Here is a 24705-nt window from a genome sequence, read left to right on the forward strand (position 1 = left end):
CTTGCTGTGGTTCGACCGGACCCGGCTGCCCGCCGGACTCGACCGGGCTTTGCTGTCCGGCCTGCCCCGGCTGATCACCCGGTGCCTGATCGACCGCCGGTGGCCCGGCCGGGTTCGGCCCGCCCGGCTGTGGCGTCTGCGGCGGCGGCCCCGCGTTGGCCATCGGCGCCCACGGCGACTGCGGCGCGAACGGCGGCGGACCGCCGGGCCCGCCCGGCCCATCAAGTCCGCTTTGGCCGCCAGGCCCACCCTGCGCGCTCGGTCCGGCCTGCCCGCCGGATCCACCCGGGCGCGGGTGCGGCGACGGCTTACCGGGTTCCACCGGTACCACCGGCATCCGCCGCGACGCCAGGCCGGGGGAGTCCGATGTGGACTCCACGGCCGCGGCCTCCGAGATGGACTCCTCGGACACCGGCGGCGGGGGCGAGTCGAAGTTCCAGCGCGCGGGCTTGGGTGGGAAGCGCTCGTCCGGATCGGGCTCGGCGGGGTTCTCCCCCGGTGGGGTCCAGTGCGTCATCACGCCACCTCAATCCCGGTACCGGGGCGCGGGTGGTGCGGCGGGCTCGGTTGCCTGGCCGAGCCAGCGGTTGTAGCTGGCCGTCCAGGTGCCGCTCGCGATGGAGCGTTCGAGTACGCCGTTGACGAACCGCACCATGTCCTCGCTCTGCTTGGGGATGCCGATGCCGTACGGCTCCTCGGTGAACCGCGGGCCGACCAGTTTCACGTTGGGGTCCTGGGCGACCATGCCCGCCAGGATCGTGTCGTCGGTGGACACCGCGACGACCTGGCCCTGCTGGAGCATCACCAGGCAGTCCGACCAGTTGTCCACCGCGACCACCTCGGGCGGCGCGGGCGACTCGCGCAGCTTCATGATCGAGGTCGAGCCCTTCGCCGCGCACACCCGCTTGCCGCCGAGCTGGTCAACGCCGGTGATCTGGGACGCGCGGTCGACCACGATCCGCTGCCCGGCGACGTAGTAGGTGGCCGAGAAGTTGATGTCTACCCAGCGCGCGCAGGTGGCCGTCATGGTGCGGACCACGATGTCGACCTCGCCCTTCTTCAGCGCGTCGATGCGCTCCGCCGAGGTGATCACCTTGTACTGCACCTTGTTCGGGTCGCCGAAGATGGCCTCCGCGATCTCCCGGACCCGGTCGATGTCGAAGCCCTCCAGGGCGTTGCTGGTCGGGTTGCGGAAGCCGAACAGGAACGTGTTCTGGTCGACGCCCGCGATGAGCCTGCCCCGGTCCTGGATGGCCTTCATGGTGGACCCGGCGGGCATCTGGCCCGCGGGCGGCAGCGGCCCGGGGCGCAGGCTGGCGTTGGGGTCGCACGGCGGCACCGGGGCCGCGGTGCCGGTGCTGCTGCCCGGGTTGACCTCGACGCCCGCGGGCTGCGGCCGTTCGACCGAGGTCACGGTGGCCAGGTCGACCGGGGAGCCGGTGGCCGAGCAGGCCGTGCACAGGGCGGCCGCGGCCGCGAGCAGCCCGGCCAGGCGCCACTTCCGACGGTGGCTCATCGGTACTCCCGCAGTCGTTCCCGGATGCCGAGGGTGATGCCCGCGGCGGCGATCAGGGCCAGCACGGCCACCCCGGGCACCAGTCCGGTGAGCGCCTTGCCCGCGCCGCTGGTCTGGGTGAAGAACTCGGTCCGGCCCGCGTTCAGCGCGGCGATCATGTTCTGGTCCAGCTTGGCGAACGCGGTGGCGGCGCTGTCCGGGGCGTCGCCGATGGCGGCCTTGACCGCGTCCTCGTACTGGCCGCCGTCGTCCAGCTCGCGGATCTTGCGGTGCGCGGCGACCCAGGCGGCGGCGTTGTCCACCGCCTGTTGCAGCTGGTCGGCGGTCGCGCCACCGGCGGCCAGGGCCTTGGCCTGGCGGAGCAGGTTGTCCGGGCCGTCGCCGACGAGCGTGGTGGACAGCTGCTTCCACTCCTGCTCGTAGCCGGGGCCGTCGCCGCGGGCGACCAGGGTGAGGGTCTCGTCGGCGCGGGCCTTGAGCGCGTTGATCCTGGCCCGGACCAGCACGTCGACCTGCTGGGAGCCGTTGCGTTCGGCGTCGCCGACGTGCGCCGACATGACCAGCAGCGCGGCCGAGCTCCAGACCAGCGCGACGACCAGCGCGGCCGAGGCGGTGACCAGGCCGATGTTGAGCAGCCGGTTGGTCTTGCGGGTCAGGTAGCGCTGGGTCAGCACGAGCGCCGCGGCGAGCACCACGAACAGCACGATCGCCGCCCACGGTATCGACCGCGCGTCCTCCTGCTCGGCCTGCAACCGGTCGTAGTCGATCTCGTACAGCTTCTCCGCGGCGGGCAGCAGCTTGGCGCGCATCAGCGTGGACGCCTCGCGCAGGTAGGCCGCGCCCGCCGGGAAGCCCTGCCGGTTGTTGGCCCGCGCGGTCTCCACCAGGCCCGAGTAGACCGGCAGCTGCTGGGACAGGATGGCCACCTGGTCGCCAGCCAGGCTGTCGCCGCCGACGTCGGAGGACGCCTTGCCCAGCGCGGCGCCCGCCTGGGCCAGGTCGAGCTCGTAGCGGTCGCGCAGGGCCTGCGGCTCGACGCCGCCGGACAGGAACGCGCTGGCCGCGGTGGCGTCCGCGTCGGAGAGCGAGCGGAAGATCTGCTGCGCGGCCGCGGCCAGCGGCTCGCGGTGCTCGACCAGGTCGTCCAGGGTGTCCTGCTTGGCCTGCAGGGTCAGCGCGGCGACGATGCCGGTGACCGCGGTGACCACCAGCAGCGCCACCGCCATGATCGTCAGTCGGCCCGGGGTGGTGGTCGTCGACCGGGCCACCCTGGTCACCGAGCTCGTCTCCCCCCGGTCCGTGCCCGGACCGGTCCGCGGCCGCGGCGCGGCCGTCACCACGGGGTCCCACCCAACCGCACTTACCCGCCCGCCTTCCCCCGCTGCCGCCTGGTCGGACCTGAACTTAGTGGAGTACTTTCGCCCGAGCCACCATGTCCGACACAGCCGGTCACCAGCACTGTCCCACTTGTGCGCGGTGTAGTCGCCTGGTTGCTGTCTGGTTCCGCCCAACCCCGGGTGGGACCGTGGAGGGCATGAACGGTGAGCACAGCATGCAGCGGATAGCCACGTTCTGCGGACAGTGCGACTGCGGCTGTCCGGAACTGTGGGTCGACCAGGACGCGCCCGAGGAGCGCCGGGTGGTCATCACCGACGACTTCGGGCAGCGCGTGCAGCTGAGCCTCGGCCAGCTCGCCGACCTGGTCGCCGATGTCAAGGGCGGCGTCCTCGACGGACTGCTGGCGAGCCGGTAGCGAGCGCGGTGGCGGGTCCGGCATGGCTCGGGTGGGTGCTCACCACGGCGTTCCTCGGGATCGCCGGGTACGGCGTCGCCCGGCTCGTCATCGCCGCCCGCCCCGGCACCCCGGTCCCGGCCGGTTACTCGGGCCGCCAGCGCGCGGCGGACGTGGCGCATGTGGCGATGGCGTTCGGCATGGCGGTGATGTGCTCGCCGGTCGGCGGGCCGCTGCCGCCCGCGGGCTGGCAGACGGTGTTCGCGGTGGTGACGGCGTGGTTCCTGGGTGCCGCCGTGCTCGGCCGCGGGCGGGGTGGGCACCTGCCGGGCTGGCACGGGGGTGACTGGCAGCACGCCGTGGCCGGGCTGGCGATGCTGTACATGCTGACGGCCGTGCCGCATTCCGCGCACTCGATGTCGGCGGCGTGGACGATGCCGCACGCGGGCGAGGCCGCGCTGCCGGTTCTGGGCTGGTTGTTCGTGGCGTTCTTCGCGGCGCAGGCGGTGGGCCTGGGCATGGTGCTACGCCGGGCTGGTTCCGGGGGCGGGCTCCTGGCCGATGGCCGGGTCGCCGCGCTGTGCCAGCTGGTCATGGCCGTCGGCACCGGCTACCTGCTCCTGGTCACGCTGTAGCCGGGTGCCCAGCCAGGCCGCGCCGAGGCCGAGCGCGGCGAACAGCGTGAACGCGAGCGCGGGCGCGGGCAGCAGGTAGCCCGCGACGAACGAGACCACGACGCCGCCCGCGTTGCCGGTCATCCAGATCAACGAGGTGATCGGGCCCGCGGCCGGTGAGTCGTCACGTTCGACCCAGGCCAGCGCGACCGGCAAAGCCGAGAGCAGCATGAACCCGATGGGCACGCTCGCCACGAACCCGGTGGCCAGCGGCAGGAAGCCGAGCAGCAGACAGGCCAGCGCGGTGACCACGCCGGTGAGCCGCAGCGCCCCGAACTCCCAGCCCCGGCGCACCGCCAGCGGCGGCACGATGATCGAGCCGACCACCCCGGCGACCAGCATGACCAGCAGCAACAGTCCGGTGGTGTCGGCGGTCAGGCCCGCCGGGGCGAGCAGTGGCTCCAGCCAGGTGGCCAGCGCGACGAAGATCCCCATGCCGAGGAACACGATCCCGGACAGCACCGGCACGCCGGGCAGCCGCCACACCTCGCGCACGGTCGGCAGCGCCGTGCCGTCATGCCGGTGCGGCGGTCGTACGCGCAGCGCGAGCAGTGCGGCGATGGCGGTGACCACCGAGATCCCGGTGCCGATCGCCACGACCGTGCGCACGTCCCCGGCGACGGTGCCGATCGCGGTCGCGGCGATCATGCCCAGGTAGGTGGCACCCGCGCCGACGGCGATGCCCAACGGCCGGTCGGCCGGGTCGAGGTAGGTGGCCGCGATCCGGGTGATGGCGTTGGCCAGGATCGGCTGCGCGACGGCGGCCAGCGTCTGGCCGACCAGTGCGGCCCAGTAGGCGTCGTCGACCAGCCGGATCGCCGCGCCGACCGCGATCAGCAGCGCGCCGACGGCCAGCGTCGGGCGCTGCCACCGGTCCAGCGCCAGCCCGGTCGGCACGGCCAGCGCCACGAACAGCAGCGGGAACAGGTTCGCGAGCCAGCCGACGGCCTGCTCGTCGACGCCGAAATGCTGCGCGGTCGCGGTGGTGATGGCGGTGTACGTCAGCCAGCAGACCTGCGTCGACACGCCAAGCGCGGCGAACGCGGCGACCACCGGCCAGCGGCTCGACGAAGACATACCGGCCAGTATCAAATCCATTTCACGTTCAAGTCAACGACCGGCTTACACAACCCGAACGTTGTCCTGGCCGGGCTTTTACCCCGACCCGCCAAGGTTGACCCGGTAAGCATCCGAGACAGAGGGAGGATCCACATGCGAGCCAGGTCGGCGTTGATCGTCGGTGCCCTGGTGACGGGCATGGGGGTGATCGGTGCCGGGGTCGCGGCCGCCGCCCCGAGCACCCCGGTCACCATCACGCTCAGCCCGGAGCAGGTGGGCAAGATCTGCGACCAGCGCATCCCCAAGATCGAGGCCAGGGTGGACCGCCTGGTCACCCGGATCAACGGCGGCGCCGAGGTCAAGGGCTCCAGCGCCTGGTTGAAGGCACGCGCCGACAAGGAGCGCGCGGCAGGCCGGGAGGCGAGCGCGAACCTGCTGCAGGAGCGTGCCGATCGGCGCGCGGGCCGGATCGACCAGCTGAACAAGGCGAAGCAGCGGGCCGAGGACTTCAAGACCAAGTACTGCGGGTCGAAGTGACCCGGATCCGCTCGTTCGCCATCGCCGCGCTGCTCCTGGGGTGCCTCGCCGGTACCGCCGCCTGTCAGGGCAGTGGTACCAGCGAGTCCCCTTCGTCGGGGGGCGGCGCGTCGGTGGAGCAGGAGATCGGCCAGATCGAGTCCACTCTGGACAACGTGGAGTCGGAGGTGGACGGGGACCGGTGACGGGTACCGTGCGCGCATGACCTCCGCGGACCGCGGCCTGGTGCTCCTGGCCGAGGACGACCGCGCCATCGCCGAGCTGGTCACCCTGTACCTGCGCCGCGAGGGCTTCGGCGTGCACGTCGAGACCGACGGGCAGGCCGCCCTCGCGGCGCTGCGGCGGGTGCGGCCGGTGGCGGTGGTGCTGGACATCGGGCTGCCGCTGCTGGACGGCACCGAGGTCTGCCGCCGCATGCGCGCCGCCGACGACTGGACGCCGGTGCTGTTCGTGACGGCCCGGGACGACGAGATCGACCGGATCCTGGGCCTGGAGCTGGGCGCGGACGACTACATCACCAAGCCGTTCAGCCCACGCGAACTGGTTGCCCGCGTCCGCACAGTCCTGCGGCGGGCGAACGGCCCAGGCCCGAGCGAGGTCCTGCGGGCGGGGGGCATCCGCCTCGATCTGGGCCAGCGTCGGGTCTGGGCCGGACCCGACGAGGTGTCGTTGACCTCGACGGAGTTCGACCTGCTTGCCTGTCTGATGCGGCGCCCCGGCCAGGTTTTCGACCGGGCGCAGCTGCTGAGCGCAGTGTGGGGCTACGAGGCGGCGGCAGGCACCAGGACCGTGGACGTGCACATCGCCCAGCTGCGCGCGAAACTCGGCCCGTCAAGTCCGATTAGGACAGTCCGGGGCGTCGGCTACGCGGCGGACCGGACGTGAACCGCCGCCCGTCGCTGGCCGTCCGCGTCACCGCCCTGTGCCTGGCGGTGGCCGGATTGGTCGCGGTGGTCGGCGGTGTCGTTTCGGCCAGGCTGGTGGTCACAACGGCCCGCCAGGTCACCCAGCAAACCCTCTCCGACCAGGCCGATGTGTTCGCGGGCCAGTTCGCCGACGCCCGCCTGGGCCTGCGCCGGATGATCGAGGTCCTGCACGGCCAGGGCGTCGCGGTCGTCGTCGCCCGCCCCAACGGCACGGTCGTCACCGGAGACGCGACGGCGGAGCGAGCGGCCCGGCAGGCAGGCCTGCTGGACGTCACCGCCCCCGCACACAAGGTGGTCACGGTCGGCGACCGCACGCTGCTGGTGGAACTCCGCCCGGCCGACGAACGCGGCGCGATCGCCCTGGTCCGCGAGTCGGAGACGGCCAAGGGGATCGGCCGCAAGCTGATCGGCAACATCGTCCTGGCACTCGGCATCGGCCTGCTGATCGCGGCCATCGCGGGCTGGTTCCTCGCCCGCCTGCTCTCCCGCCCGCTGCGCCGCACCGCCACGGTCGCCTACTCGATGACCCACGGCCGCCGCGACCTACGCGCCCCGGTGACCGGCCCGCGCGAGGTGGCCGAGGTCGCGACCGCGGTGAACGACCTGTCCGACGCCCTACACCGCAGCGAGTCCCGCCAACGCGACTTCCTGCTGTCGGTCTCGCACGAGCTGCGCACCCCGCTGACCGCCGTCAAGGGCTTCGCCGAGTCCCTGGCCGACGGCGTCCTCACCGCCGACGCCGTCCCCGCCGCGGGCCGCACCATCGAGCAGGAAGCCGACCGCCTCGACCGCCTGGTCACGGATCTACTCGACCTGGCCCGCCTGGGCGCCGACGACTTCCGCCTCGACCTGATCCCCACCGACGTGGTCGCCCTGACCCACGACTGCGCCCAGGTCTGGTCGAACCGCTGCACAGCCGCAGGCGTCCGCTTCGCACTTGAGGCCCCACCCGGCCCCGTCATGACCCTGGCCGACCCCCGACGGTTGCGTCAGGTGGTGGATGGCCTGCTGGAGAACGCTTTGCGGGTGACTCCGACTGGGCGTCCGTTGGTGCTGTCCGCGTCGGCCCAGGGTGGTGCGGCGGTGTTGCAGGTGCGGGATGGGGGGCCGGGGTTGGCGCCGGAGGAGTACAAGATCGCCTTCGAACGCGGCCTGCTCAACGCCCGGTACGCGGGTCAGCGGCCGGTCGGCATCGGCATCGGGCTGGCGCTGGTCCACGGCCTGGTCACCCGCATGAACGGCACCATCACCGCGGGCCCGGCCCCCGAGGGCGGCGCCGCCTTCACGGTCCGGCTACCCGCGGGACAAGGGTGAAAACGCTGCACCTCAGCACGCAGCACGACCAGCCATCCCCGACCGACCTCATCGAATTGATCGCTCGCGACCTGTTGCGCAAACGGACGTTGGTCCGTCGGCCTCTGACCTACTGCGTCGCCGTCTTCAGCAGCCCGTACAGGGTGTGGACCAGCTCAGCATCCCCATCGATGGCGACCACCGAGTCATCCGCCCGCCGCCACAACCACCGCAGCACGTCCCCGGGCTCCCCCCGAACCACCGCGTCCGACGTCCCGCCTGCCGACACCGTGATCGTCGGCGACAATGTCACGTACCAGGACGAAGGCCCCGCCTCCACCCGCACGACCCGCCCGTCCAAGCCGTCCAAAGCCCCCGAGAACGCCTGCGGGAAGGCAGTGGAGGCGAAGGACAGGAAGCACGTCAGCACCTCGTCCACCCCGTCCAGTGCCAACTCCACCGGAATCTCCGCCGACGGCAGCCCGGCCGCCGACTCCGCGTCGATCCGGTGGATCACCGCCTCCTGCGCCATCCGCCGCGCCCAGAAGCCCACCGTCTGGTCGGCCGGGTACCAGGTCAGCGTGGAGTCGGCGAACGGTCGCGGTTCAAGTTGCCCGATCAGTTCCGCGTAGGCGGCATCGAACGTCTCCACCGGGTCCGCCCCGGTGAAGTCCGGTGGCCACGGCTGCGGCCACTCCCCGGCCGCCATCGTCCGGGCCTTGTGCAGGTACACCTCGGCCACGTGCAGCAACAGATCAGCACCAGTCCACCCAGGGCAGGTCGGCACCTGCTCGTCCAATGCCCCAGCGGCAGCGGCGCGGAGCCTGCCGGACTCGGCGGCGAGGTGTTCGAGGTAAGCGACCATGGCCGAACCCAACCACGCGGCACCGACATTCAGCGCGCGGTTATCCAGAAGAACCGTCCCACCCGGTCGTAGTCACCGACCACGGCCGCGCTCCCGGCCCGAAGCGGCCGGTCGCCCTCCTGGCGGACCTGCACCACCACATGCGTCCCGTCCATGTCGACCTCTGCCTCCCCGAACGACCGGTCCACCCGTCCGGTCCGCACCACGCACGGCCGTCCCGTCAGGTCCGGCGACTCGGGGAACAACCTGGACAACAGTCCGATCGACAGCCGCGTCCCGATCGACGCGACCAGCAGCGCCACCACCAGGAGCACCACCCCGGGCAGCGCGGGCGACGGGCTGTTGTCCCCGAACAGCACGTCCCCCGCCAGGCACACCGTCCACGCCAGCGCCGTGGCGACCGACAGTGCCACGCTCAGCGGGACCCGCCCCAGCCCGAACGCCTCCGGGTCCGCCGCGCCCACGGCGTCCACATCGGACACTCCAAGCGCGACCAACACCCAGTAGCCAAGTACGACCACGAGCAGAAACGTGAAAACCACTGCGGGAAACCCGAACGTGGCGACCAGCAAACGGTCCAAGGAACCCCCTTCCACCAGGGGTCGCAAGGTACTCCACGGCAGGCCGGGAAAACAGCGGTTCCCCGGATATTCCACTGTGGACGTCAGGGTTCCAGGTCGTGCTCCACCGCGGCCAGCAGCGGGCCGATCCGGAACGGCACCTGCTCGGTCATCGCGACCGCGGTGGTGCTGCGGATGACGCCCCGGCAGGACAGCACCGAGTTGATCACCTCGTGCAGGTGCCTGGTGTTCCGCGCGACCACCCGGACCAGCAGGTCCCCGTCGCCCGCGATGCCGTGCGCCTCCAGTACGAAGGGCACCGCGGTCAGGTCCTCGACGGCCGAGGCGAGCCTGCCCTGGGCGACCTGCACGGTGACGAACGCGGTCACCTCCACGCCGATCGCCGCCTGGTCCACCGCCCGCCCGCGCCCGGCGACCACACCGTGCCGCTCCAGCCTGCCGACCCGGGCGTGCGCGGTGTTGCGCGCGATGCCCAGCCGTTCGGCCAGCTCGGTGATGCCGATCCGTGGGGTGGCGACCAGTTCGCGCAGGATACGCAGGTCGAGCCGGTTGACTATGCCCACAACGCGCAGCCTCCCCCGGACAGGTACGGTGATTTTGAGCATTCTGCTTAAAGATCTAGCCGAAGTCTTGCACAGCGCTCACCTGGAGACGTCTCCTTCCTGTCGGCGCGCAGGGCGCACGAGAGGGTGTGAGCCGCGGTGACCGAGCTGTGGAGCGACTACCGACCGGCGGACGTGGTTCGCCGGGACAGCGGCCCCGGCGCGCTCACCGGTGTGCAGGCACTCGGCAAACTACTCGTCGACCAGCACCGCGCCGACCGCGCCCGGGGCTGGCGCACCGCGGGCCTGGTCTCCGGCTACCGCGGCTCCCCGCTGGCCGGGCTGGACATCGTGCTGGCGCGCAACGCCGACCTGCTGGCCGAGCACGACATCGAGTTCATCCCCGGGGTAAACGAGGAGCTGGGCGCCACCGTCGTCTACGGCTCGCAGCTGGCCCCGCAGCTGCCCGGCGCGCGCTTCGACGGCGTGTTCGGCCTCTGGTACGGCAAGGCCCCCGGCGTCGACCGGTCGACCGACGCGATCAAGCACGGCACCTGGATGGGCACCACGCCACGCGGCGGGGTGCTGGTGGTGGCCGGGGACGACCCGGCGAGCAAGTCGTCCTCGCTGCCGTCGAACTCGACCATGGCGCTGGCCGAGGCGTACCTGCCGGTGCTGGCCCCGGTGGACGTGGCGGACGTGCTGCGGCTTGGCCGGTTCGGCTTCGAGATGTCCAGGTTCAGCGGGTCGTGGACCGGGTTCACCGTGGTCACGGCGGTGGGCGACGCCTACGAGGTGGTCGACCTCGGCGCGACGCCGGACATCGTGGTGCCGCCGTTCGAGTGGGACGGCAAGCCGTGGCAGTCCACCCGCAACCCGGGCGTGGACATCCCGCGGGCGCTGGCGATGGAGCGCGAGGTGCTGGAGGGCCGGTTCGCCGCCGCGTCCGCGTTCGCCGCCGCCAACGGCGTCAACCGGATCGAGGGCGCGACCGGGGACGCCCGGATCGGCATCATCTCCGCCGGACACACCTACGCCTGCCTGCGCGACGCGCTCGGCCGCCTCGGGCTCACCGACGGCGAGCTGGCCCGCCGCGGCGTGCGGCTGCTCCGGCTCGGCATGGTCTACCCGATCGAGCCGGGCATCCTCGACCGGTTCGTCGACGGCCTGGCCGAGGTGCTGGTCGTCGAGGACAAGCGGGCGTTCGTCGAGTCCCAGGTCAAGGAGGCCCTGTTCGACCGGGCCGTGCGCCCCCGGGTCTTCGGCAAGCGCGGCCCGGACGGCAGGCCGCTGGTCCCGGTCACCGGCGCGCTGGAGGCCGACCGCCTGGTCACCGCCCTGGCCCCCTACCTGGTCGACCGGCTGGGCGCCGAGCACGTCAGCGTGCCCCGCCCCGCGAACCGGCCCAGGATCGGGTTGCCGCTGGTCAACCGCACCGCGTTCTTCTGCTCCGGCTGCCCGCACAACCGCTCCACGGTGGTCCCCGACGGCTCGCTGGCCAGCGCGGGCATCGGCTGCCACGCGATGACCACGTTCATGGACCGCAGTGTCGGCTTCACCCAGATGGGCGGCGAGGGGGTCAGCTGGGTGGGCGCGGCCCCGTTCAGCGAGACCCCGCACTTCTTCCAGAACCTGGGCGACGGCACGTTCTTCCACTCCGGCAGCCTCGCCGTGCGGCAGGCGGTCGCGGCGGGCACGAACATCACCTTCAAGCTGCTCTACAACGCGGCCGTGGCGATGACCGGCGGCCAGCACGCGGACGGCTCGGTCGGCCCGGTCGAGGTCACGCACATGCTGCACGCCGAGGGCGTGGCGCGCACGGTCGTGGTCACCGACGAGCCGGGCAAGTACGGCCGACGCCCGCGCTGGGCCCCGGGCGTGCGGGTACGGCACCGCGACGACATGGACGCCGTGCAGCGGGAGCTGCGCGACACCGCGGGCGTGACGGTGATCCTCTACGACCAGGAGTGCGCGGCGGAGAAGCGGCGCAAGCGCAAGCGCGGCCTGGTGCCCGACCCGGCCACCCGGGTGCTGATCAACGAGGCGGTGTGCGAGGGCTGCGGCGACTGCGGCCGCAAGTCCAACTGCCTGAGCGTGGAGCCGGTCGACACCGAGTTCGGCCGCAAGACGCAGATCGACCAGACGTCCTGCAACAAGGACTATTCGTGCCTGCTCGGTGACTGTCCGTCGTTCGTCACCGTGGTGCCTGGTCCGGGCCGGAAGCGGATCGACCGCGCTGAGCTGCCCGCCGACCTGCCGGAGCCCGCGTCCCGCCCGGAGTCGGCGGCGCTGGTGATGGTCGGCATCGGCGGCACCGGCGTGGTCACCGCGAACCAGGTGCTGGCGACCGCGGCCCTGCTCAGCGGCCTGGACGCGCGGGCGCTGGACCAGACCGGGCTGAGCCAGAAGGCGGGCGCGGTGGTGTCGCACCTGCGTCTCAGCCCGAACCGGGGCGAACTGCCGGGCCTGGTTCCTGCCGGTACCGCTACCGCCTACCTGGCCTTCGACGCGCTCGCCGCGACCACCGAGCCGAACCTGTCCCGCTGCTCGGACACACACACCGTGGCAGTGGTGTCCACCTCCGAGGTGCCGACCGGCCGCATGGTCGTGGACACCGCGGTCACCTACCCGAACGGCGCCGAGCTACTCGACCGCATCCGCGCCCGCACGGCGGATTTACGCGCCTTCGACGCCCTGGACCTGGCCGAACGCCTCTTCGACAGCACCGCAGCGGCGAACTTCCTGGTGATCGGCGCCGCCTACCAGCTCGGCCTGCTGCCGGTCTCGGCCGCCGCGATCGAGCGCGCCATCGAGCTCAACGGCGTCGGCGTGGCCAGCACCGTCCAGGCGTTCCGCGCGGGTCGCCAGGCGATCCTGGACCCGGCCTGGCTGGCGGGCGACGCCCCGGAGGTCGTGGCGCCGTCCCCGCTGGCCGACGGCTTCACCGGGGAGCTCCGGCGGCTGTTGGACATCCGCCTGCCCGAGCTGGTCGCGTACCAGGACGAGGCCTACGCCCACCGCTACCTGGCCGCGGTGCGCCGGGTGCACGCCGCCGAGCAGGAGGCGGGGCTGCCGGGCACGCTGTCGGAGACAGTGGCGCGCAACCTGTTCAAGCTCATGGCGTACAAGGACGAGTACGAGGTGGCGCGGCTGCACCGCGGCATGCAGGCCGAGGCGGAGGCGAAGTTCGGTCCCGGCACGAAGATCGGCTACCAGCTGCACCCGCCGATGCTGCGGGCCATGGGCATGCGCCGGAAGCTCACTCTCAAGCGCACCGCCCGCCCCGCGTTCGCCGTCCTCTACGCGATGCGCAGGCTGCGCGGCACGGCCATCGACCCGTTCGGCCACGCCCGGCTGCGCAAGCTGGAACGCGCGCTGGTGACCGAGTACGAGGCGCTGGTCGAGACCCTGGTGGCCAATCTGGACCGATACGACGTGGCAGTCCACATCGCGGGCCTGCCGGACCTCGTCCGCGGCTACGAGGACATCAAGACCGCCGCGATCGAGGACTACCGCGCCAGGCTGGCCGACCTGCTGTCCGAGCTCCAGCGGGAGCGCCAGCCAGTCTGATCTGGATCCACCGCGCGAGCACGTCCCGCGCGTCGCACAGGTACCGCAGGTCGGCGGGATCCCAGTAGCGGAACGGGTTCCCGCCGTCCAGCCACTCCATGGCCGTGCCCGCCACGACCGAGGACAACCGCAACGCGACGGAGGTCTGGACCGGCTCGTGCCACTTCATCGTGCGGTGCGCGGCCAACAGCAGGCTCCGCTGGTACTCGTCCACCCACCGCTGCCCCGCGCGCGGCGGGTGGCAGCCGAGCCCGGCCGCGCGGATCGTGAGCAGCGTTCGGAAAGCCACTCCCAGCTCCGTCAACGGTTCGCACCGCGCGCGTACCGAGTCCACGTCGAGCCCCAGATCCAGCCCGATAGACGCCACTGCCAACGCGCGCTGCAACCGCAGCACGGCAACCGGGTCCTGGTCGTACAACACATCCCGGACGAACCCGATCTCCAGCCAGCAGAAGTCCGACTGCTGCGCCGCGTCCTCCGTTGTCCGCGCGTAGTCGATCAGGTGCGGCATAGTCCCGGCGAGGACGATGTTCCTGGGGTTGAGGTCTCCATGCGCCATACTGCGCACCCGTCCTGGTAGTTCCTCCAGCAGGATCCGGGACAGACCGTCGAACGGGTCCGCGTGTTCCGGCAACGGGTCTGGCCCGTAAGCCTTCCGCACGCGGTCACGCGTATCAGCCCCACGCACACCGATGACACGCCCGGTCATCCGGCCAAAGTCGGTCACCCGCCCGCCAACGAGCTCGACCCGGAAATCCCGCCCGACCAACACCCCTGGCCGCGTCGACACGTGCAACGGCCCGAACGTGACCATCGCGCCCGAGTCGAAGTCACCCGCACCCCCACACGAGCGCCGCACCACCTCCTCGTCCGATACGAGCACCCCCTCTCCCGGTCCCGCGCACACAGTCAGGCTCGGCCCCAGTCCCGAGTTGGCCTCCCGCAACGACGATGGCTGTTCCACCACCCGCGCACGCCGGTGGAACACCTCGATCGCGCCCTGCAACACCTCTGCAACAGCACCGCACACCGCATCGGCCGAACCAGTGCGCATTGCCTCCGCGAAGACCTCCTGCACCACGCGCACCTCGCCGCCCACTCCGGAGAAATGGCCGACATCGGCGTAAACCACCGCCGCCGACTCCTCCTCCCAGCCGGTGGTGGCCACGATCGGGACACAGCAAGCGTTCGCCTGCGGGGCGACCACGCGCCTATAGGCCTCCCACTCGCGCCGCAGCACCCGAGAAGAGTCGACTTTCACCACCCGGTCGACCTGCCCCACCCGCGCCTGCACGACGAGCGCGCCGCTGTGCCCGCCGGTGAGCACACGCACGAACTCGATTCGCGTAACCGGTTCCGGCCACCGCACTTGCCGCACCACGGCGGCCAGCCGGTCCGGGTCCGGGATGGCCAATCGGCCCAGGTTCACCTCAGGCACCATGGCGATCCCCCGGATCGGGTGGCTCGCCGGACCCGGCTGTGCCACGCTGTTCGCCGTGTCCGGTTCCGATCCACGGCGGCAGGTCCGGGTGTCGCTGAGCATGCTGTTGCGGATCCGCGAGGACGAGCGGTTCGTGCTCTTCCACTCCATCAACCGCCCCGGTCTGTACGGTCCGCCCAGCGGCGTGGTCAAGTACTTCCCGCCCGCGGTGCCCGTGCTGGAAGAAGTCGGGTTCCGGCCGGAACGCACCGGCCCGAACACGCTGCAATGGGCGGACCTGCGTGGTTTCCTGCCCGACCACGGCCTGCGCGACTTCCTGCGCTGGTTCGAATCCGGCGCCTACCGGGAGAGTTCGCGCGAGTGCCTGGTGCGCGAGTTCACCGAGGAGCTCGGCGAGGTGGGACTGCCGCACCTGGCCGCGGACATGGGCGAGCTGGACCACCGGCTGGTGCGGACGGTCTCGGAGGGACCGCACGACGTGCCGGGCAAGCAGTACAAGCAGTTCCGCCGGTTCGAGGTGTACGACCTGCTCACCCCGAACACCGCGACGCTGCGCCTGGTGCGCGAGCTGGTCGCGGCCGGTGCCGACCAGGCCCGGCCGCTGGTGGTCAACGCGCACCCGGAGGACATCGCGCACGGTCGACACGGGAGGGTGCTGATCGCCCCGCAGACCGCGCTGCTGTTGGGGGACCGGCGCGTCCTGCCGGACGTGCCGCCGATGCGCTGAGGGGAGCGGGGCATGGTGGACCTGGGGTCGCCGCGGCCGATCGGGGACGTGGCGTACGCGCCGCCGGAGGTCTCGGTGGTGCCGGACGCGCGGCCGGCCGCGGCCGGGCACGGCCTGGTGCGGGTGTGCTTCCGGCTGCGATTGGACGGCGGCGCGCGCCGCGTCCGGTTCATCGCCTGTTACCTGCGGGTGGCGTTCGACGACCCGGCCGTGTGCGCGACCGAGCTGTGGGCGGGCACCGCGCCCGACCTCGGCGTGCCCACCTCGGTGTCCACCCTGCCCACCGGCGCGGTCGGCTGGCTGGTCGGCGACCCGGTGGGCACCGACCCGATCCCGGAGGACTGCCTCGCGCACGCGGTGGTGCAGCTGCCCACGACAGCCACCACGCTGGCCGGGACGCTGCGCGCGGACGCCTCCGCGATCGTGCCCGCGCGGGTCGGAAACCGCCGCGACCACGCCAGTTCGGTGCGCGCGCACCGGTTCGCGGTTCCCCTGCCCACCGGCTGGTCCGAGATCGTGCGGCCGATCTCGCTGACGGCGCCGGTGCCGACCAACGCGCGTCCCGCCGCGGTGCGGCTGTGCTACGCCGCCGACATCGAGAAGTTCCGCCGGTTCGAGGGCGCCGCCGCGCAGCGCGCGCAGACCCGGTTCTTCGACGTGCTGGCCGCGGCCCGGCGACGCACCGGGGTGTCCGATCACGACGTGGAGCTGCAGCACGCGGGTGACGGGCAGTTCGCGGTGCTGCCCTCCGGGGTGGACGAGTCCACCGTGGTGCCCGCGTTCATCGAGGGATTGCGGTCGGCGCTGCGCGAGACCAACGCCGATCTCAACGAGCACGCCCGGCTGCGGCTGCGGGTCGCCCTGCACCGCGGCCACGTCGCGCCCGGCGACGGCGGCGCGTCCGGCGAGATCCCGGTCGCGGTGCACCGCCTGCTCGACAGCCGCGAGCTGCGCACGGCGCTGGCCGATGGCACCGACTCGGATCTCGCGCTGATCGTCCCGGACGTGCTCTACCAGGAGATCGTGCGTCACCGGTACGGCAACCTGGACCCGGACGGGTTCACCGCGACGCAGGCGACCCTGCCCGACAAGGATTTCACCGCGCATGCCTGGATCCACCTGTCGCGCTGATTCTTCTCGGTCTCCTCGGTCCTCAGTGGACGAAACACCCGCCGCACCCCAGTGTGCGGGGTACGAGCGGCGAATCACCCGCCGAGCCGGGAATTGACCAGTAACTGTCCTCAGGCGCCCGCCTGGTTCAGGCGCCACGGTCCGGGGTGGACCCTGCCACCACCGGGTACCACCCCGGCGTCCACAGCCAGGCCCGGTCACAGCAGTCCGGCGCGCCGCCGAGCACGTCCCCGCGCCGGGCGTGCGGCCCGACCCTGGGTCTGCCCGCCCACAGCGGCACCTCGCGGAACTCCTCCAGCCACCACGGACAGGTCGGCACCCGGTCGGACAGCAGCAGCGCCAGCGCGCTGTCCGGTGCCTCGTCCAGCGCGTCCCGCAGGTCGTGCTGGTCCAGCAGCCGCACCGCCTGGTCGACCGCGGGCCCGGCGCACCCGGCGTCGTCCAGCAGGCCGAAGTGCAGCACGACCCGCAGCCGCAGCCGGGGCCGCCCGACGGTGGTGTTGTGCAGGCCGAGGGTCACGTCCAAGGCCCGGGTGAACCGGTCGATGGACACCGCCACCAGGTCCGGCACGGCGATCGCGGCGACCGGGACGGCGGCCGCCGCCCACTCCCGCCACACCGGTCTGTCCAGCCCGGCGCGCAGCGCGGCCTCGTCGAGCACCTCTACGAGCGGGTCCCGAAGGTCCGTACCGGGGCCGTGCGCGGCCGCGGCAACGCAGAGCCGGGGCGGCGCTGCGCCGTTCGGTGCCATCTACTGCGCCTTTCGTGTCGCCCAGGGTGTGATCGACACTCTCCGACACTTCGGCTCAGGGCACTACGCATGGCGGCGGATTCTCGCCCCACCCGGCGATGTGCCGCAGCCGCGCCATGTCCACGATGCGGATCCGGCGGTAGCTCTTGCTGATGGCGCCCTCCGACTCCAGGTCGTGCAGCGCCTTCTCCACGGTGCGGTTGGCCAGGCCCGCCATGTAGCCGAGCTCGTGCTGGGTGAGCGGGACACGCAGCTCCCAGTGGTCGCCGACGCGTTCGCCGTAGTGCGCGGCCACCTCGACCAGCAGCCTGCTCAGCTTCACCCGGCCGTCCTTGATGGTCGCGTCCACCCGCCGCCGGTTCGCCCACCGCAGCCGGGCGCTGATCATCCGGTTGACCTCCAGCGCCAGCTCCGGGTACTCCACCATGAGCTGGCGCAGCCGGGTCCGGTGCAGCGACCGCACCACGACCGGGGTGGAGGCCTGCACGGTGGCCGACCGCCGCGCCTCCGGGTCAAGCGCGCCCATCTCGCCGACCATCTCCCCGGCCAGCCGGATGCCGAGCAGGCTCTTGGTGCCCGAGGCCGTCTCCACGAACACCTTCACCGCCCCGTCCATGATCAGGTAGGCGATATCGCCCTCCTCGTCCTGGCGCAGCAGGTAGTGGTTCTTGTCGTAGCGGATCTCGGCGCCCGCCGCGAGCAGGGCCGCCCGGGTCTTCTCGCCGAGCCTGCCGAGCAGGCTGGTACCGGGCCACTCCGCTTCAGCGCTGGTCACATCGCTCCTCCGCTAGGTCGGGCGAACGCGATTCAGCCTGCCGCCCGGGTGGGCACACGGATCGGCCCCCGGCGGCCGAATCACCCCGATGCCGACGGGATGCCCCGGATCAGACCACAACACCACCGCCACCCGGACCTACCGCGCGTAGTCCACTGGCCCCATCGGGCGATCCTGTTCACCGGGACTGCGGCAGCTTCCCGGTCTTCCCCCGGACCGACGGCGGGGGTACCACCGGCCCGATGTCCCCGTCCGGCGCGGTGTCCAGATCGATCACGACCGGCGCGTGGTCACTCGGCCCGGTCCCCTTCCGCGCCTTCCGGTCCACCCACGCCGCCGCGACCCGACCCGTCACCGGGGCGCCCGCGAGGACGAGGTCGATCCGCATGCCGAGATCCTGGTGGAACATCCCGGCCCGGTAGTCCCAGTAGCTGAACACCCGCTCACCGGGCCACCGCTCCCGCACGACGTCGTGCAGCCCCAGGTCGAACAGGCCCTGCAAGGCGGCCCGCTCACTTGGCGTGACATGCGTGTGGCCCACGAACGCGGCCGGGTCGAACACGTCGGCGTCGGTGGGCGCGATGTTGACGTCCCCGCAGACCATGACCTCGCCCGGCCCGGCCGCGACGGTGTCCCGCAGCGCGGCCAGCCAGTCCAGCTTGTACCGGTAGTGGTCGGAGTCCGGCTCCCGCCCGTTCGGCACGTACACGGAGTGCACCCGCACCCCACCGCAGGTGGCAGACACCGCCCGCGCCTCCTGGTGCGGGAACCCGGGCCCGCCCGGAATCCCCCGCACGACGTCGTCGAGGCCCACCCGGGACAGGATCGCCACCCCGTTCCACTGCACCTCGCCATTGAGGGCCACCTCGTAGCCACGCCCGGCCAACTCGTCCCCGAGCAGCTTCCCGAACGCCTCATCGGCCAGCTTGGTCTCCTGCAGACAAACCACATCGGGCGCCCGCTCGTCCAGCCACGGCAACAACCGGGGCAACCGCTGCTTCACGGAGTTCACGTTCCAGGTGACAACACGCACTCGCCCCACGGTAGCCCTGCCCAGTAACTTCGCCCCATGGAGTTCTCCGAGGTAGTCCGCCGCAGGCGAATGGTGCGCCACTACACGGACCAGCCCCTGCCCCCGGGCGCCGTCGACCGGATCCTCGCCAACGCCCTGCGCGCCCCCTCCGCGGGCTTCTCCCAGGGCTGGTCCTTCCTGGCCCTGACCGACGCCACCGACCGCGCCCGCTTCTGGCCGTTCGTGCCGACCCGGGTGCAGGACACGCCGACCATGCAGGACGCACCGCTGGTGGTGGTCCCGTTGGCGCACAAGAGGACTTACCTGGAGCGGTACGCGGAACCGGACAAGGGCTGGGAGGACCGCGCGGAAAGCCGCTGGCCCGCGCCGTACTGGTTCATCGACACCGGCATGGCCGCCCTGCTCATGCTCCTCACCGCCATCGACGAGGGCCTGGACGCCTGCCTGTTCGGCATCGCCCCCGAACACATCCCGGGCTTCCGCACCGAGTTCGCCATCCCCGACGACTACGCCCCCATCGGCGGCATCACGGTCGGCTACCGCTCCCCGGACATCCCGCCGATGGGCACCCGCTTCAAGGACCGCCGCCGCGATCCCGCCGACGTGATCCACCGGGGGCAGTGGGGCGACAAATAGCTCCGTACCCCTGGTGATCAGTAGCGGAAGGTGGCGATCAGGTCGTTCACCCCACGCGCCGTCGCCGTGAGGGTGGCGGCCGAGCGTTGGGTGGCGGTGGCGCCGTCCGCGGTGGCGGCGGCGGAGGTGGAGATGCCCGCCAGGCTGTCCCGGATCTGGGTCGTGGTGTGGCTGACCTCGCTGACGCCCGAGGTGATCGCGGAGGTGGTGCGGGTCTGTTCGTCCACGGCCGACGAGATGTGCTGCTGGCCGTCGTTGATCTGGGTGATCACCGTGCGGATGCCGTCGATCGAGGTGACCGCCTCGTCGGTCATCGTCTGGATGACCCCGATCTTCTCCTTGACGTTCTCCGTCGCTCGCGCCGTCTCCTGGGCCAGGTCCTTCACCTCGCTGGCCACGACCGCGAACCCTCGCCCGGCGGCCCCCGCGCGAGCCGCCTCGATGGTGGCGTTGAGGGCGAGCAGGTTGGTCTGCTCGGCGATGCTGGTGATCGTCCGGACGATCTCGTCGATCTCCCGGCTCGCGGCGTGCAGCCGCTGGACGCCCGCGGTGGTGGTCTCGGCGGCGTGCGCGGCCTCGGCGGCGACGGACGTTGCGGCCGAACTGGCCTCGGACACGCTGTGCACGGAGGCGCCGATCTGGCGGGAAGCGGCGGAGATCGTGGCGATGGTGTCGGTGACCACGCCAGCCGACTCGGCGACCTCGCCCGCCCGCGCCTGGGTGTCCGCGGCGGCCGAGCCCAGCCTGCCGGAGACCTCGTCCAGGTCGGCACCCTCGGCGAGCAGGGTCGCGGTGCCCTGGCCCATGGAGGTGAGCACGCCGGACATGGACTCGGCGGTGGCGTTGATCGCGGCGGCCATGTCGCCGAGCTCGTCCCGGCGGTCCAGATGGACCCGGGTGGTCAGGTCGCGGGCGGCCATCGCCTGCAGGCCGCGGACCATGGCCAGCAGCGGCGCCCGGATGGCGCGGATGGTCCACAGCGCGATGCCGAGGAACGCCGCGGCCGCGATCAGTCCACAGAGGATGATCAGGGTCAGGTTGTCGCCACCGATGCCGTCGGCGTCCGCGCGCTGTTGTTCCACGGCCGCGGACAGGTGGTCGTCGAGGGCGCCGAGACGCTCCTCCAGCTGGTTGAACGCGGCCATGAAGTCGGCGATCTGGGCGCGTGCGGCGTCCGGGTCGGTGCCGACCAGCCTGGTGGCCTTGTCGACGTAGGCGAGCACCGCGGGCCGGGTGTCGGCGAACTCCGCCTGGATCGCGGCGGGCGCGCCCGCCGCGGCAGAGTCGAACTTGGCCACCATGGTCTGGGCGTGCTCGGCCGCCTCATCGAGGCCGAACGCCGCACGCTCGTCCGCGGTGCGCGCGCTGATCGCCGCCAGCACGTCACCACGGATGGCGTCGTGCATCATGTCGGCGTTCCACTGCTCGCTCATCGCCGCGCTGACCCGCGCGAGCCCACCGGTGGCGTCGGTCTGGGCACTGCTGGCGTACGCGGCGACCCCGCTCATGACGCCGAGCGCGACGACCCCGACACCGGCCAACATCAGCAGCCGAACCCGCGTGCTCAACGCCATCCGCCACCTCCTGGGACACCGCCCTTTACCGGGCACATTGGCACCCCGGGCGGGAACCTGAGCGGCTTTGCCCACGCTCCCCCGGACGAGGGTCAGCCGATGGTGAGCACGACCTTGCCCCGCCCATGCCCGGCCTCGACGTCCCGGTGCGCGTCGGCCGCGCGTTCCAGCGGATATGTACTCCGGACGTGGAACCGCAACTCGCCTCGCGCGTAGAGGTCGGCAAGTTCGGCGAGCCGTTCGGCCGACCGCAGGTTGGGCGTGACCCGGATGCCAAGTTCGGGCGCTTTGTCGTGATCGACCAAGGTCAAGATCCGACCCCGGTCCTCAACCAGCGCCAGCGACACGGCCAACGCCTCCCCACCGACCGCGACGAGCGCCGCGTCCACACCGCCGGGCGCGAGCTCCCGCACCCTGTCCATCAGCCCGTCCCCGTACTCCACCGGCGTCGCACCGAGTGAGCGCAGGTAGTCGTGGTTCTCCGCCCGCGCGGTACCGATCACCCTGGCACCCCACCGAGCCGCCAACTGCACGGCCATTGACCCGACGCCCCCGGCCGCCGCATGCACGATCAGTGTGTCCCCCTCTCCGACCCCCAACTCCCGCAACGCGATATGCGCGGTCTGGGCACCGGCGGTGAACCCACCCGCCACCTCCCACGGCATCCCGGCGGGCTTCGCGGTCACCTGGTCGGCGGGCACCACCACGTGCTCGGCATAGCAGCCGAGCCGCCCGAACCCGAGCACCTCGGGCAGCACCTCACCGACCCCGGCCCCGACCTGGTCCACCACCCCGGCGAACTCGTTCCCCGGCACCCGCGGAAACCCACCCACCACCCCCGGCGGCGTCCACCCCGACCGCACCGCCACATCAAACGGCTGCACCCCGGCCGCCTTGACCCGCACCCGAACCTCCCCCGGCCCAGCCACCGGCGTCGCCACCTCGACCACCCGCAGCACGTCCGGCCCACCGAACTCGAAGAACCCCGCCGCCTTCATCCACGCCCCAATGTCGTCGCAACCACTCGGGACCGAGTCTTAAACCTCCACATTACTGGAGGTCAAGCGCGTTGGGGACACCGTTCACGTGTTCGTGCCCACTCGCCCGCCCCAACGAGCGAGAGCGCTCCCCCTTTCCACCCGGCCACCGCTCAGACCAGGCAGCCGTTCCCCACCGCCGTAGTCCGACACGTGCCCCAACCGGAAAGGCCGAGCGATGCCCCGCCCGAACCCCAAGATCCCCTGCAGCCTGCACGCCGCCCGCGAACTGATCCGCGCCAACCGCCCCACCGCCAAAGCCCCCCGCCAACAGTGGATCGACTACTACACAACCTGCGCCAACATCTTCCAACGTGTAGCCACCACCGACCCCCACCACCACCACGAAGCCCTCGGCGAAGCCGCCACCGCCCGGGAGTGGGGCACGAAACTGACCACCGGCACCGAATCGGTGGACCCAGACCGGTACTACGCCCCCTGATCCCTGAAACACACATGCTGCCTGGCCACGGACGTGACCAGGCAGCACGGTGGGCCGCCTGGGGCTCGAACCCAGAACCTACGGTTCGCGTGTCGACCCCTTTTGGTGTCTGCTGTAGACGGTCGACGCCTGGCTTCACCTGCACAGATGACGTGCTTAGTGCGCGTGGCGTAGTCGATAAGATGGCAGTCTCAACCGATGCCGTTTTACAAGCGAGTAGCCAGTTCTGTGATGTCGCTGCCAGCAACCTGCACGTGAACCGCTGCCCGCAGAATCTTCAAGTGCTCGGCCAGGCGCTCCGAGCGCATATGAGCGGCCATATCCATGACTTGGTGGCCAATGTGAATGCCTGTCTCGCGGTCTCCGCCGTAAAGGTGAGCAGCGGCGAGTTCGGTGAGACGGAAGACCAAGCGCTTGACATGGAGAGTGTTTGACGGAGTGGTGCTAGCCGTAAGAGTGGTAATGGCCTGGTCGACGAATCGGGTGTCGTGGCTGGTCAGTGTTGCGTAGAGGCGGCCGTAGTCGCTGGTTAGGCGAGCTTGGTTGAAGGTCCGGGGTTCGGGGAGGGTGGTTTCAGTGGGTTGGGTGAGGGCTTCTTCGGCGCGGGTCATGCAGTCGAGGGCTCGGAGGGGTTGTTTGGTTTCGGCGTAGGTGCGAGCCTGTCCGGAGAGAAGCATGGCTTCTGCTTCGCCGGAGTGGGCGCGTTCGGCGGTGAGGGTGCCGACGGTGAAGATTTCTCGGGCGTCGGTGTACTGCTTTTGGTGGAGGTAGACGCGGCCAATTTGCTCTAGGGCTAGGGCGCAGCGGAGAGGATCGTTGGCGTCGCGGGCTACGGCTAGGCCGTGTTTCAAATGTGGATCTTGGGTGTGTCGGTGTCTGAGACGGGGCGAGGTCTCCGGTAGACGGGTTAACGACCAAGAAAACCTGTCCGACCGGAGACCTCGTGGCCAGCGTAGCGGCGACGGGCCGGGGTGATCTGACCGACGCGCAGTGGGCCGTGTTGCGCCCGTTGTTGCCTGTGGGTCGTAAGCCTGGCCGTCCACCGAAGTGGAGCAAGCGTCGGTTGATCGATGGGATCCGGTGGCGGGTTCGAGTGGGTGCGCCGTGGCGGGATGTCCCGCCGGTGTATGGGCCGTGGCAGACCGTGTACGGGTTGTTCCGTCGATGGCAGCGGGCCGGGGTGTGGCGACGGATCCTGACCGCGTTGCAGGTCCGCGCCGATGCCGGCGGGCAGGTGGTGTGGGATGTCAGTGTGGACTCCACGATCTCGCGGGCGCATCATCATGCCGCCGGGGCGAGGAAAAGGGGGATCTCCAGGTCGAACCACCCGACACGATCGCCGGTGGGGTCGAGCCTCGTGACCACGCCCTGGGGCGTTCGCGGGGCGGGTGGACCACGAAGCTGCATCTGGCCTGTGAGCAGGGCCGCAAACCGTTGTCACTGCTGGTCACTGCCGGGCAGCGTGGTGACAGCCCCCGGTTCACGGCGGTGATCGAGGCGATCCGGGTGCCCAGGGCCGGTGCCGGTCGAGCCAGGACCCGCCCGGACCGTGTGCTGGCGGACAAGGCCTACTCCTCGCGGGCCAACCGGGCCTACCTGCGTCGACGCGGGATCAAGGCCACCATCGCACAACCCCGTGACCAAGCCGCCCACCGCAAGAACAAAGGCTCCCACGGCGGACGGCCACCCGCGTTCGACACCGAGATCTACAAGCAGCGCCACGCCGTGGAATGCGGCATCAACCTGCTCAAACAACACCGCGCAGTAGCTACCCGCTACGACAAACTCGCCCTGCGCTACACCGCCACCATCACCATCGCCAGCATCAACATCTGGCTCCGCCACATCTGAAACACGGCCTAG

General features: G+C 71.5%; 25 protein-coding genes. 12 read left to right on the forward strand and 13 right to left on the reverse strand.

What is annotated here, in order from left to right:
• Nucleotides 1-526: 526 nt before the first annotated feature.
• Together C503_RS0133395 and C503_RS0133400 are read right to left on the reverse strand one after the other, a co-directional pair.
• On the reverse strand, nt 527-1516 hold the full coding sequence (locus C503_RS0133395) for a glutamate ABC transporter substrate-binding protein (protein ID WP_018686578.1): 990 nt from the start codon (nt 1514-1516) through the stop codon (nt 527-529).
• Nucleotides 1513-2856, reverse strand: a complete 1344-nt coding sequence (locus tag C503_RS0133400) for a hypothetical protein (RefSeq protein WP_018686579.1) — start codon at nt 2854-2856, stop codon at nt 1513-1515. The genes C503_RS0133395 and C503_RS0133400 overlap by 4 nt, the downstream gene beginning before the upstream one ends.
• Nucleotides 2857-3050: 194 nt before the next feature.
• Between C503_RS0133400 and C503_RS0133405 the strand changes: the two genes are divergently transcribed.
• Together C503_RS0133405 and C503_RS43875 are read left to right on the forward strand one after the other, a co-directional pair.
• Nucleotides 3051-3269 (forward strand): hypothetical protein, encoded by a 219-nt coding sequence (locus C503_RS0133405; protein ID WP_018686580.1) that lies wholly within the window; start codon nt 3051-3053, stop codon nt 3267-3269.
• Between the two features lie 8 nt (nt 3270-3277).
• Nucleotides 3278-3883, forward strand: coding sequence for a DUF5134 domain-containing protein (locus C503_RS43875; RefSeq protein ID WP_018686581.1), 606 nt, complete (start codon nt 3278-3280; stop codon nt 3881-3883).
• Here C503_RS43875 and C503_RS41850 read toward each other — a convergent pair.
• Entirely contained in the window at nt 3773-4999 is a 1227-nt protein-coding gene (locus C503_RS41850) for an MFS transporter (protein WP_018686582.1), read from the reverse strand. The genes C503_RS43875 and C503_RS41850 overlap by 111 nt on opposite strands.
• Before the next feature lie 135 nt (nt 5000-5134).
• On the opposite strand from C503_RS41850, the gene C503_RS0133420 reads away from it, so the two are divergent.
• From C503_RS0133420 to C503_RS0133435, 4 genes are read left to right on the forward strand one after another with little or no spacing between them, the layout of a single operon-like run.
• A complete protein-coding gene (locus C503_RS0133420) occupies nt 5135-5518 on the forward strand; it encodes a hypothetical protein (protein ID WP_018686583.1) in 384 nt (127 codons plus the stop codon).
• Entirely contained in the window at nt 5515-5703 is a 189-nt protein-coding gene (locus tag C503_RS0133425; protein ID WP_018686584.1) for a hypothetical protein, read from the forward strand. The genes C503_RS0133420 and C503_RS0133425 overlap by 4 nt, the downstream gene beginning before the upstream one ends.
• 16 nt (nt 5704-5719) lie before the next feature.
• A complete protein-coding gene (locus C503_RS0133430) occupies nt 5720-6403 on the forward strand; it encodes a response regulator transcription factor (protein ID WP_018686585.1) in 684 nt (227 codons plus the stop codon).
• The gene (locus C503_RS0133435; protein ID WP_018686586.1) at nt 6400-7758 is read left to right on the forward strand and encodes a HAMP domain-containing sensor histidine kinase; all 1359 of its coding nucleotides are present in this window, start codon (nt 6400-6402) and stop codon (nt 7756-7758) included. The genes C503_RS0133430 and C503_RS0133435 overlap by 4 nt, the downstream gene beginning before the upstream one ends.
• A gap of 109 nt (nt 7759-7867) precedes the next feature.
• On the opposite strand, the gene C503_RS0133440 is transcribed toward C503_RS0133435, so the two are convergent.
• The 3 genes from C503_RS0133440 to C503_RS0133450 form a co-directional block, all read right to left on the reverse strand.
• On the reverse strand, nt 7868-8602 hold the full coding sequence (locus C503_RS0133440) for a maleylpyruvate isomerase family mycothiol-dependent enzyme (RefSeq protein ID WP_018686587.1): 735 nt from the start codon (nt 8600-8602) through the stop codon (nt 7868-7870).
• Between the two features lie 29 nt (nt 8603-8631).
• Nucleotides 8632-9183 carry a hypothetical protein gene (locus C503_RS0133445; RefSeq protein WP_018686588.1) on the reverse strand — a complete coding sequence of 184 codons (552 nt, stop codon included), beginning with the start codon at nt 9181-9183 and terminating at the stop codon, nt 8632-8634.
• Between the two features lie 83 nt (nt 9184-9266).
• Complete coding sequence (locus tag C503_RS0133450; RefSeq protein ID WP_018686589.1) at nt 9267-9746, reverse strand: Lrp/AsnC family transcriptional regulator; 480 nt, start codon at nt 9744-9746, stop codon at nt 9267-9269.
• Between the two features lie 138 nt (nt 9747-9884).
• On the opposite strand from C503_RS0133450, the gene C503_RS0133455 reads away from it, so the two are divergent.
• Nucleotides 9885-13295, forward strand: a complete 3411-nt coding sequence (locus C503_RS0133455) for an indolepyruvate ferredoxin oxidoreductase family protein (RefSeq protein WP_018686590.1) — start codon at nt 9885-9887, stop codon at nt 13293-13295.
• Here the strand turns inward: C503_RS0133455 and C503_RS0133460 are convergent.
• Entirely contained in the window at nt 13213-14733 is a 1521-nt protein-coding gene (locus tag C503_RS0133460) for a hypothetical protein (protein WP_156893689.1), read from the reverse strand. The genes C503_RS0133455 and C503_RS0133460 overlap by 83 nt on opposite strands.
• Before the next feature lies 1 nt (nt 14734).
• Here C503_RS0133460 and C503_RS0133465 point away from each other — a divergent pair, with 1 nt between their 5' ends.
• Entirely contained in the window at nt 14735-15463 is a 729-nt protein-coding gene (locus C503_RS0133465) for an SMODS-associated NUDIX domain-containing protein (RefSeq protein ID WP_018686592.1), read from the forward strand.
• 12 nt (nt 15464-15475) lie between these two features.
• Nucleotides 15476-16594, forward strand: coding sequence for a hypothetical protein (locus C503_RS43880; protein WP_018686593.1), 1119 nt, complete (start codon nt 15476-15478; stop codon nt 16592-16594).
• Between the two features lie 127 nt (nt 16595-16721).
• On the opposite strand, the gene C503_RS0133475 is transcribed toward C503_RS43880, so the two are convergent.
• From C503_RS0133475 to C503_RS0133485, 3 genes are all read right to left on the reverse strand, one after another.
• Nucleotides 16722-17345, reverse strand: coding sequence for a hypothetical protein (locus C503_RS0133475; protein WP_156893690.1), 624 nt, complete (start codon nt 17343-17345; stop codon nt 16722-16724).
• A 55-nt stretch (nt 17346-17400) separates the two neighbouring features.
• Nucleotides 17401-18120, reverse strand: a complete 720-nt coding sequence (locus C503_RS41860; protein ID WP_018686595.1) for a Crp/Fnr family transcriptional regulator — start codon at nt 18118-18120, stop codon at nt 17401-17403.
• A gap of 178 nt (nt 18121-18298) precedes the next feature.
• Nucleotides 18299-19162, reverse strand: coding sequence for an exodeoxyribonuclease III (locus C503_RS0133485; RefSeq protein WP_026316959.1), 864 nt, complete (start codon nt 19160-19162; stop codon nt 18299-18301).
• A gap of 27 nt (nt 19163-19189) precedes the next feature.
• Between C503_RS0133485 and C503_RS0133490 the strand changes: the two genes are divergently transcribed.
• Nucleotides 19190-19789, forward strand: coding sequence for a nitroreductase family protein (locus C503_RS0133490; protein WP_026316960.1), 600 nt, complete (start codon nt 19190-19192; stop codon nt 19787-19789).
• A 17-nt stretch (nt 19790-19806) separates the two neighbouring features.
• Here C503_RS0133490 and C503_RS48270 read toward each other — a convergent pair whose 3' ends face one another.
• A complete protein-coding gene (locus C503_RS48270) occupies nt 19807-21363 on the reverse strand; it encodes a methyl-accepting chemotaxis protein (RefSeq protein ID WP_018686598.1) in 1557 nt (518 codons plus the stop codon).
• Nucleotides 21364-21455: 92 nt separating this feature from the next.
• Nucleotides 21456-22361: an NADP-dependent oxidoreductase gene (locus tag C503_RS0133500; protein WP_018686599.1), complete on the reverse strand. Its 906-nt coding sequence runs from the start codon at nt 22359-22361 to the stop codon at nt 21456-21458.
• 217 nt (nt 22362-22578) lie between these two features.
• Between C503_RS0133500 and C503_RS41865 the strand changes: the two genes are divergently transcribed.
• A complete protein-coding gene (locus C503_RS41865; RefSeq protein WP_018686600.1) occupies nt 22579-22842 on the forward strand; it encodes an AMED_5909 family protein in 264 nt (87 codons plus the stop codon).
• Nucleotides 22843-23048: 206 nt separating this feature from the next.
• Here the strand turns inward: C503_RS41865 and C503_RS0133510 are convergent, their stop codons facing one another.
• Entirely contained in the window at nt 23049-23693 is a 645-nt protein-coding gene (locus C503_RS0133510; RefSeq protein WP_018686601.1) for an NsdA family TPR-like regulatory protein, read from the reverse strand.
• A gap of 92 nt (nt 23694-23785) precedes the next feature.
• On the opposite strand from C503_RS0133510, the gene C503_RS45235 reads away from it, so the two are divergent.
• Nucleotides 23786-24693 (forward strand): IS5 family transposase gene (locus C503_RS45235; RefSeq protein ID WP_425393540.1). Its coding sequence is split into 2 segments (ribosomal slippage): nt 23786-24148 and nt 24151-24693, totalling 906 coding nucleotides; the frame shifts between segments, so codons are not numbered across the junction.
• Nucleotides 24694-24705: the final 12 nt, after the last annotated feature.

Origin of the sequence: Actinokineospora enzanensis DSM 44649 (genome assembly GCF_000374445.1) — a bacterium.
Taxonomy (GTDB): Bacteria; Actinomycetota; Actinomycetes; order Mycobacteriales; family Pseudonocardiaceae; genus Actinokineospora; species Actinokineospora enzanensis.

Bases quoted from the DNA above. Each gene is read 5' to 3' on its own strand.
- C503_RS0133395 (WP_018686578.1), bottom strand. From the start codon at position 1,516: ATGAGCCACCGTCGGAAGTGGCGCCTGGCCGGGCTGCTCGCGGCCGCG.
- C503_RS0133405 (WP_018686580.1), top strand. From the start codon at position 3,051: ATGAACGGTGAGCACAGCATGCAGCGGATAGCCACGTTCTGCGGACAG.
- C503_RS41850 (WP_018686582.1), bottom strand. From the start codon at position 4,999: ATGTCTTCGTCGAGCCGCTGGCCGGTGGTCGCCGCGTTCGCCGCGCTT.
- C503_RS0133420 (WP_018686583.1), top strand. From the start codon at position 5,135: ATGCGAGCCAGGTCGGCGTTGATCGTCGGTGCCCTGGTGACGGGCATG.
- C503_RS0133430 (WP_018686585.1), top strand. From the start codon at position 5,720: ATGACCTCCGCGGACCGCGGCCTGGTGCTCCTGGCCGAGGACGACCGC.
- C503_RS0133440 (WP_018686587.1), bottom strand. From the start codon at position 8,602: ATGGTCGCTTACCTCGAACACCTCGCCGCCGAGTCCGGCAGGCTCCGC.
- C503_RS0133465 (WP_018686592.1), top strand. From the start codon at position 14,735: ATGGCGATCCCCCGGATCGGGTGGCTCGCCGGACCCGGCTGTGCCACG.
- C503_RS43880 (WP_018686593.1), top strand. From the start codon at position 15,476: ATGGTGGACCTGGGGTCGCCGCGGCCGATCGGGGACGTGGCGTACGCG.
- C503_RS0133475 (WP_156893690.1), bottom strand. From the start codon at position 17,345: ATGGCACCGAACGGCGCAGCGCCGCCCCGGCTCTGCGTTGCCGCGGCC.
- C503_RS0133490 (WP_026316960.1), top strand. From the start codon at position 19,190: ATGGAGTTCTCCGAGGTAGTCCGCCGCAGGCGAATGGTGCGCCACTAC.
- C503_RS48270 (WP_018686598.1), bottom strand. From the start codon at position 21,363: ATGGCGTTGAGCACGCGGGTTCGGCTGCTGATGTTGGCCGGTGTCGGG.
- C503_RS0133500 (WP_018686599.1), bottom strand. From the start codon at position 22,361: ATGAAGGCGGCGGGGTTCTTCGAGTTCGGTGGGCCGGACGTGCTGCGG.
- C503_RS41865 (WP_018686600.1), top strand. From the start codon at position 22,579: ATGCCCCGCCCGAACCCCAAGATCCCCTGCAGCCTGCACGCCGCCCGC.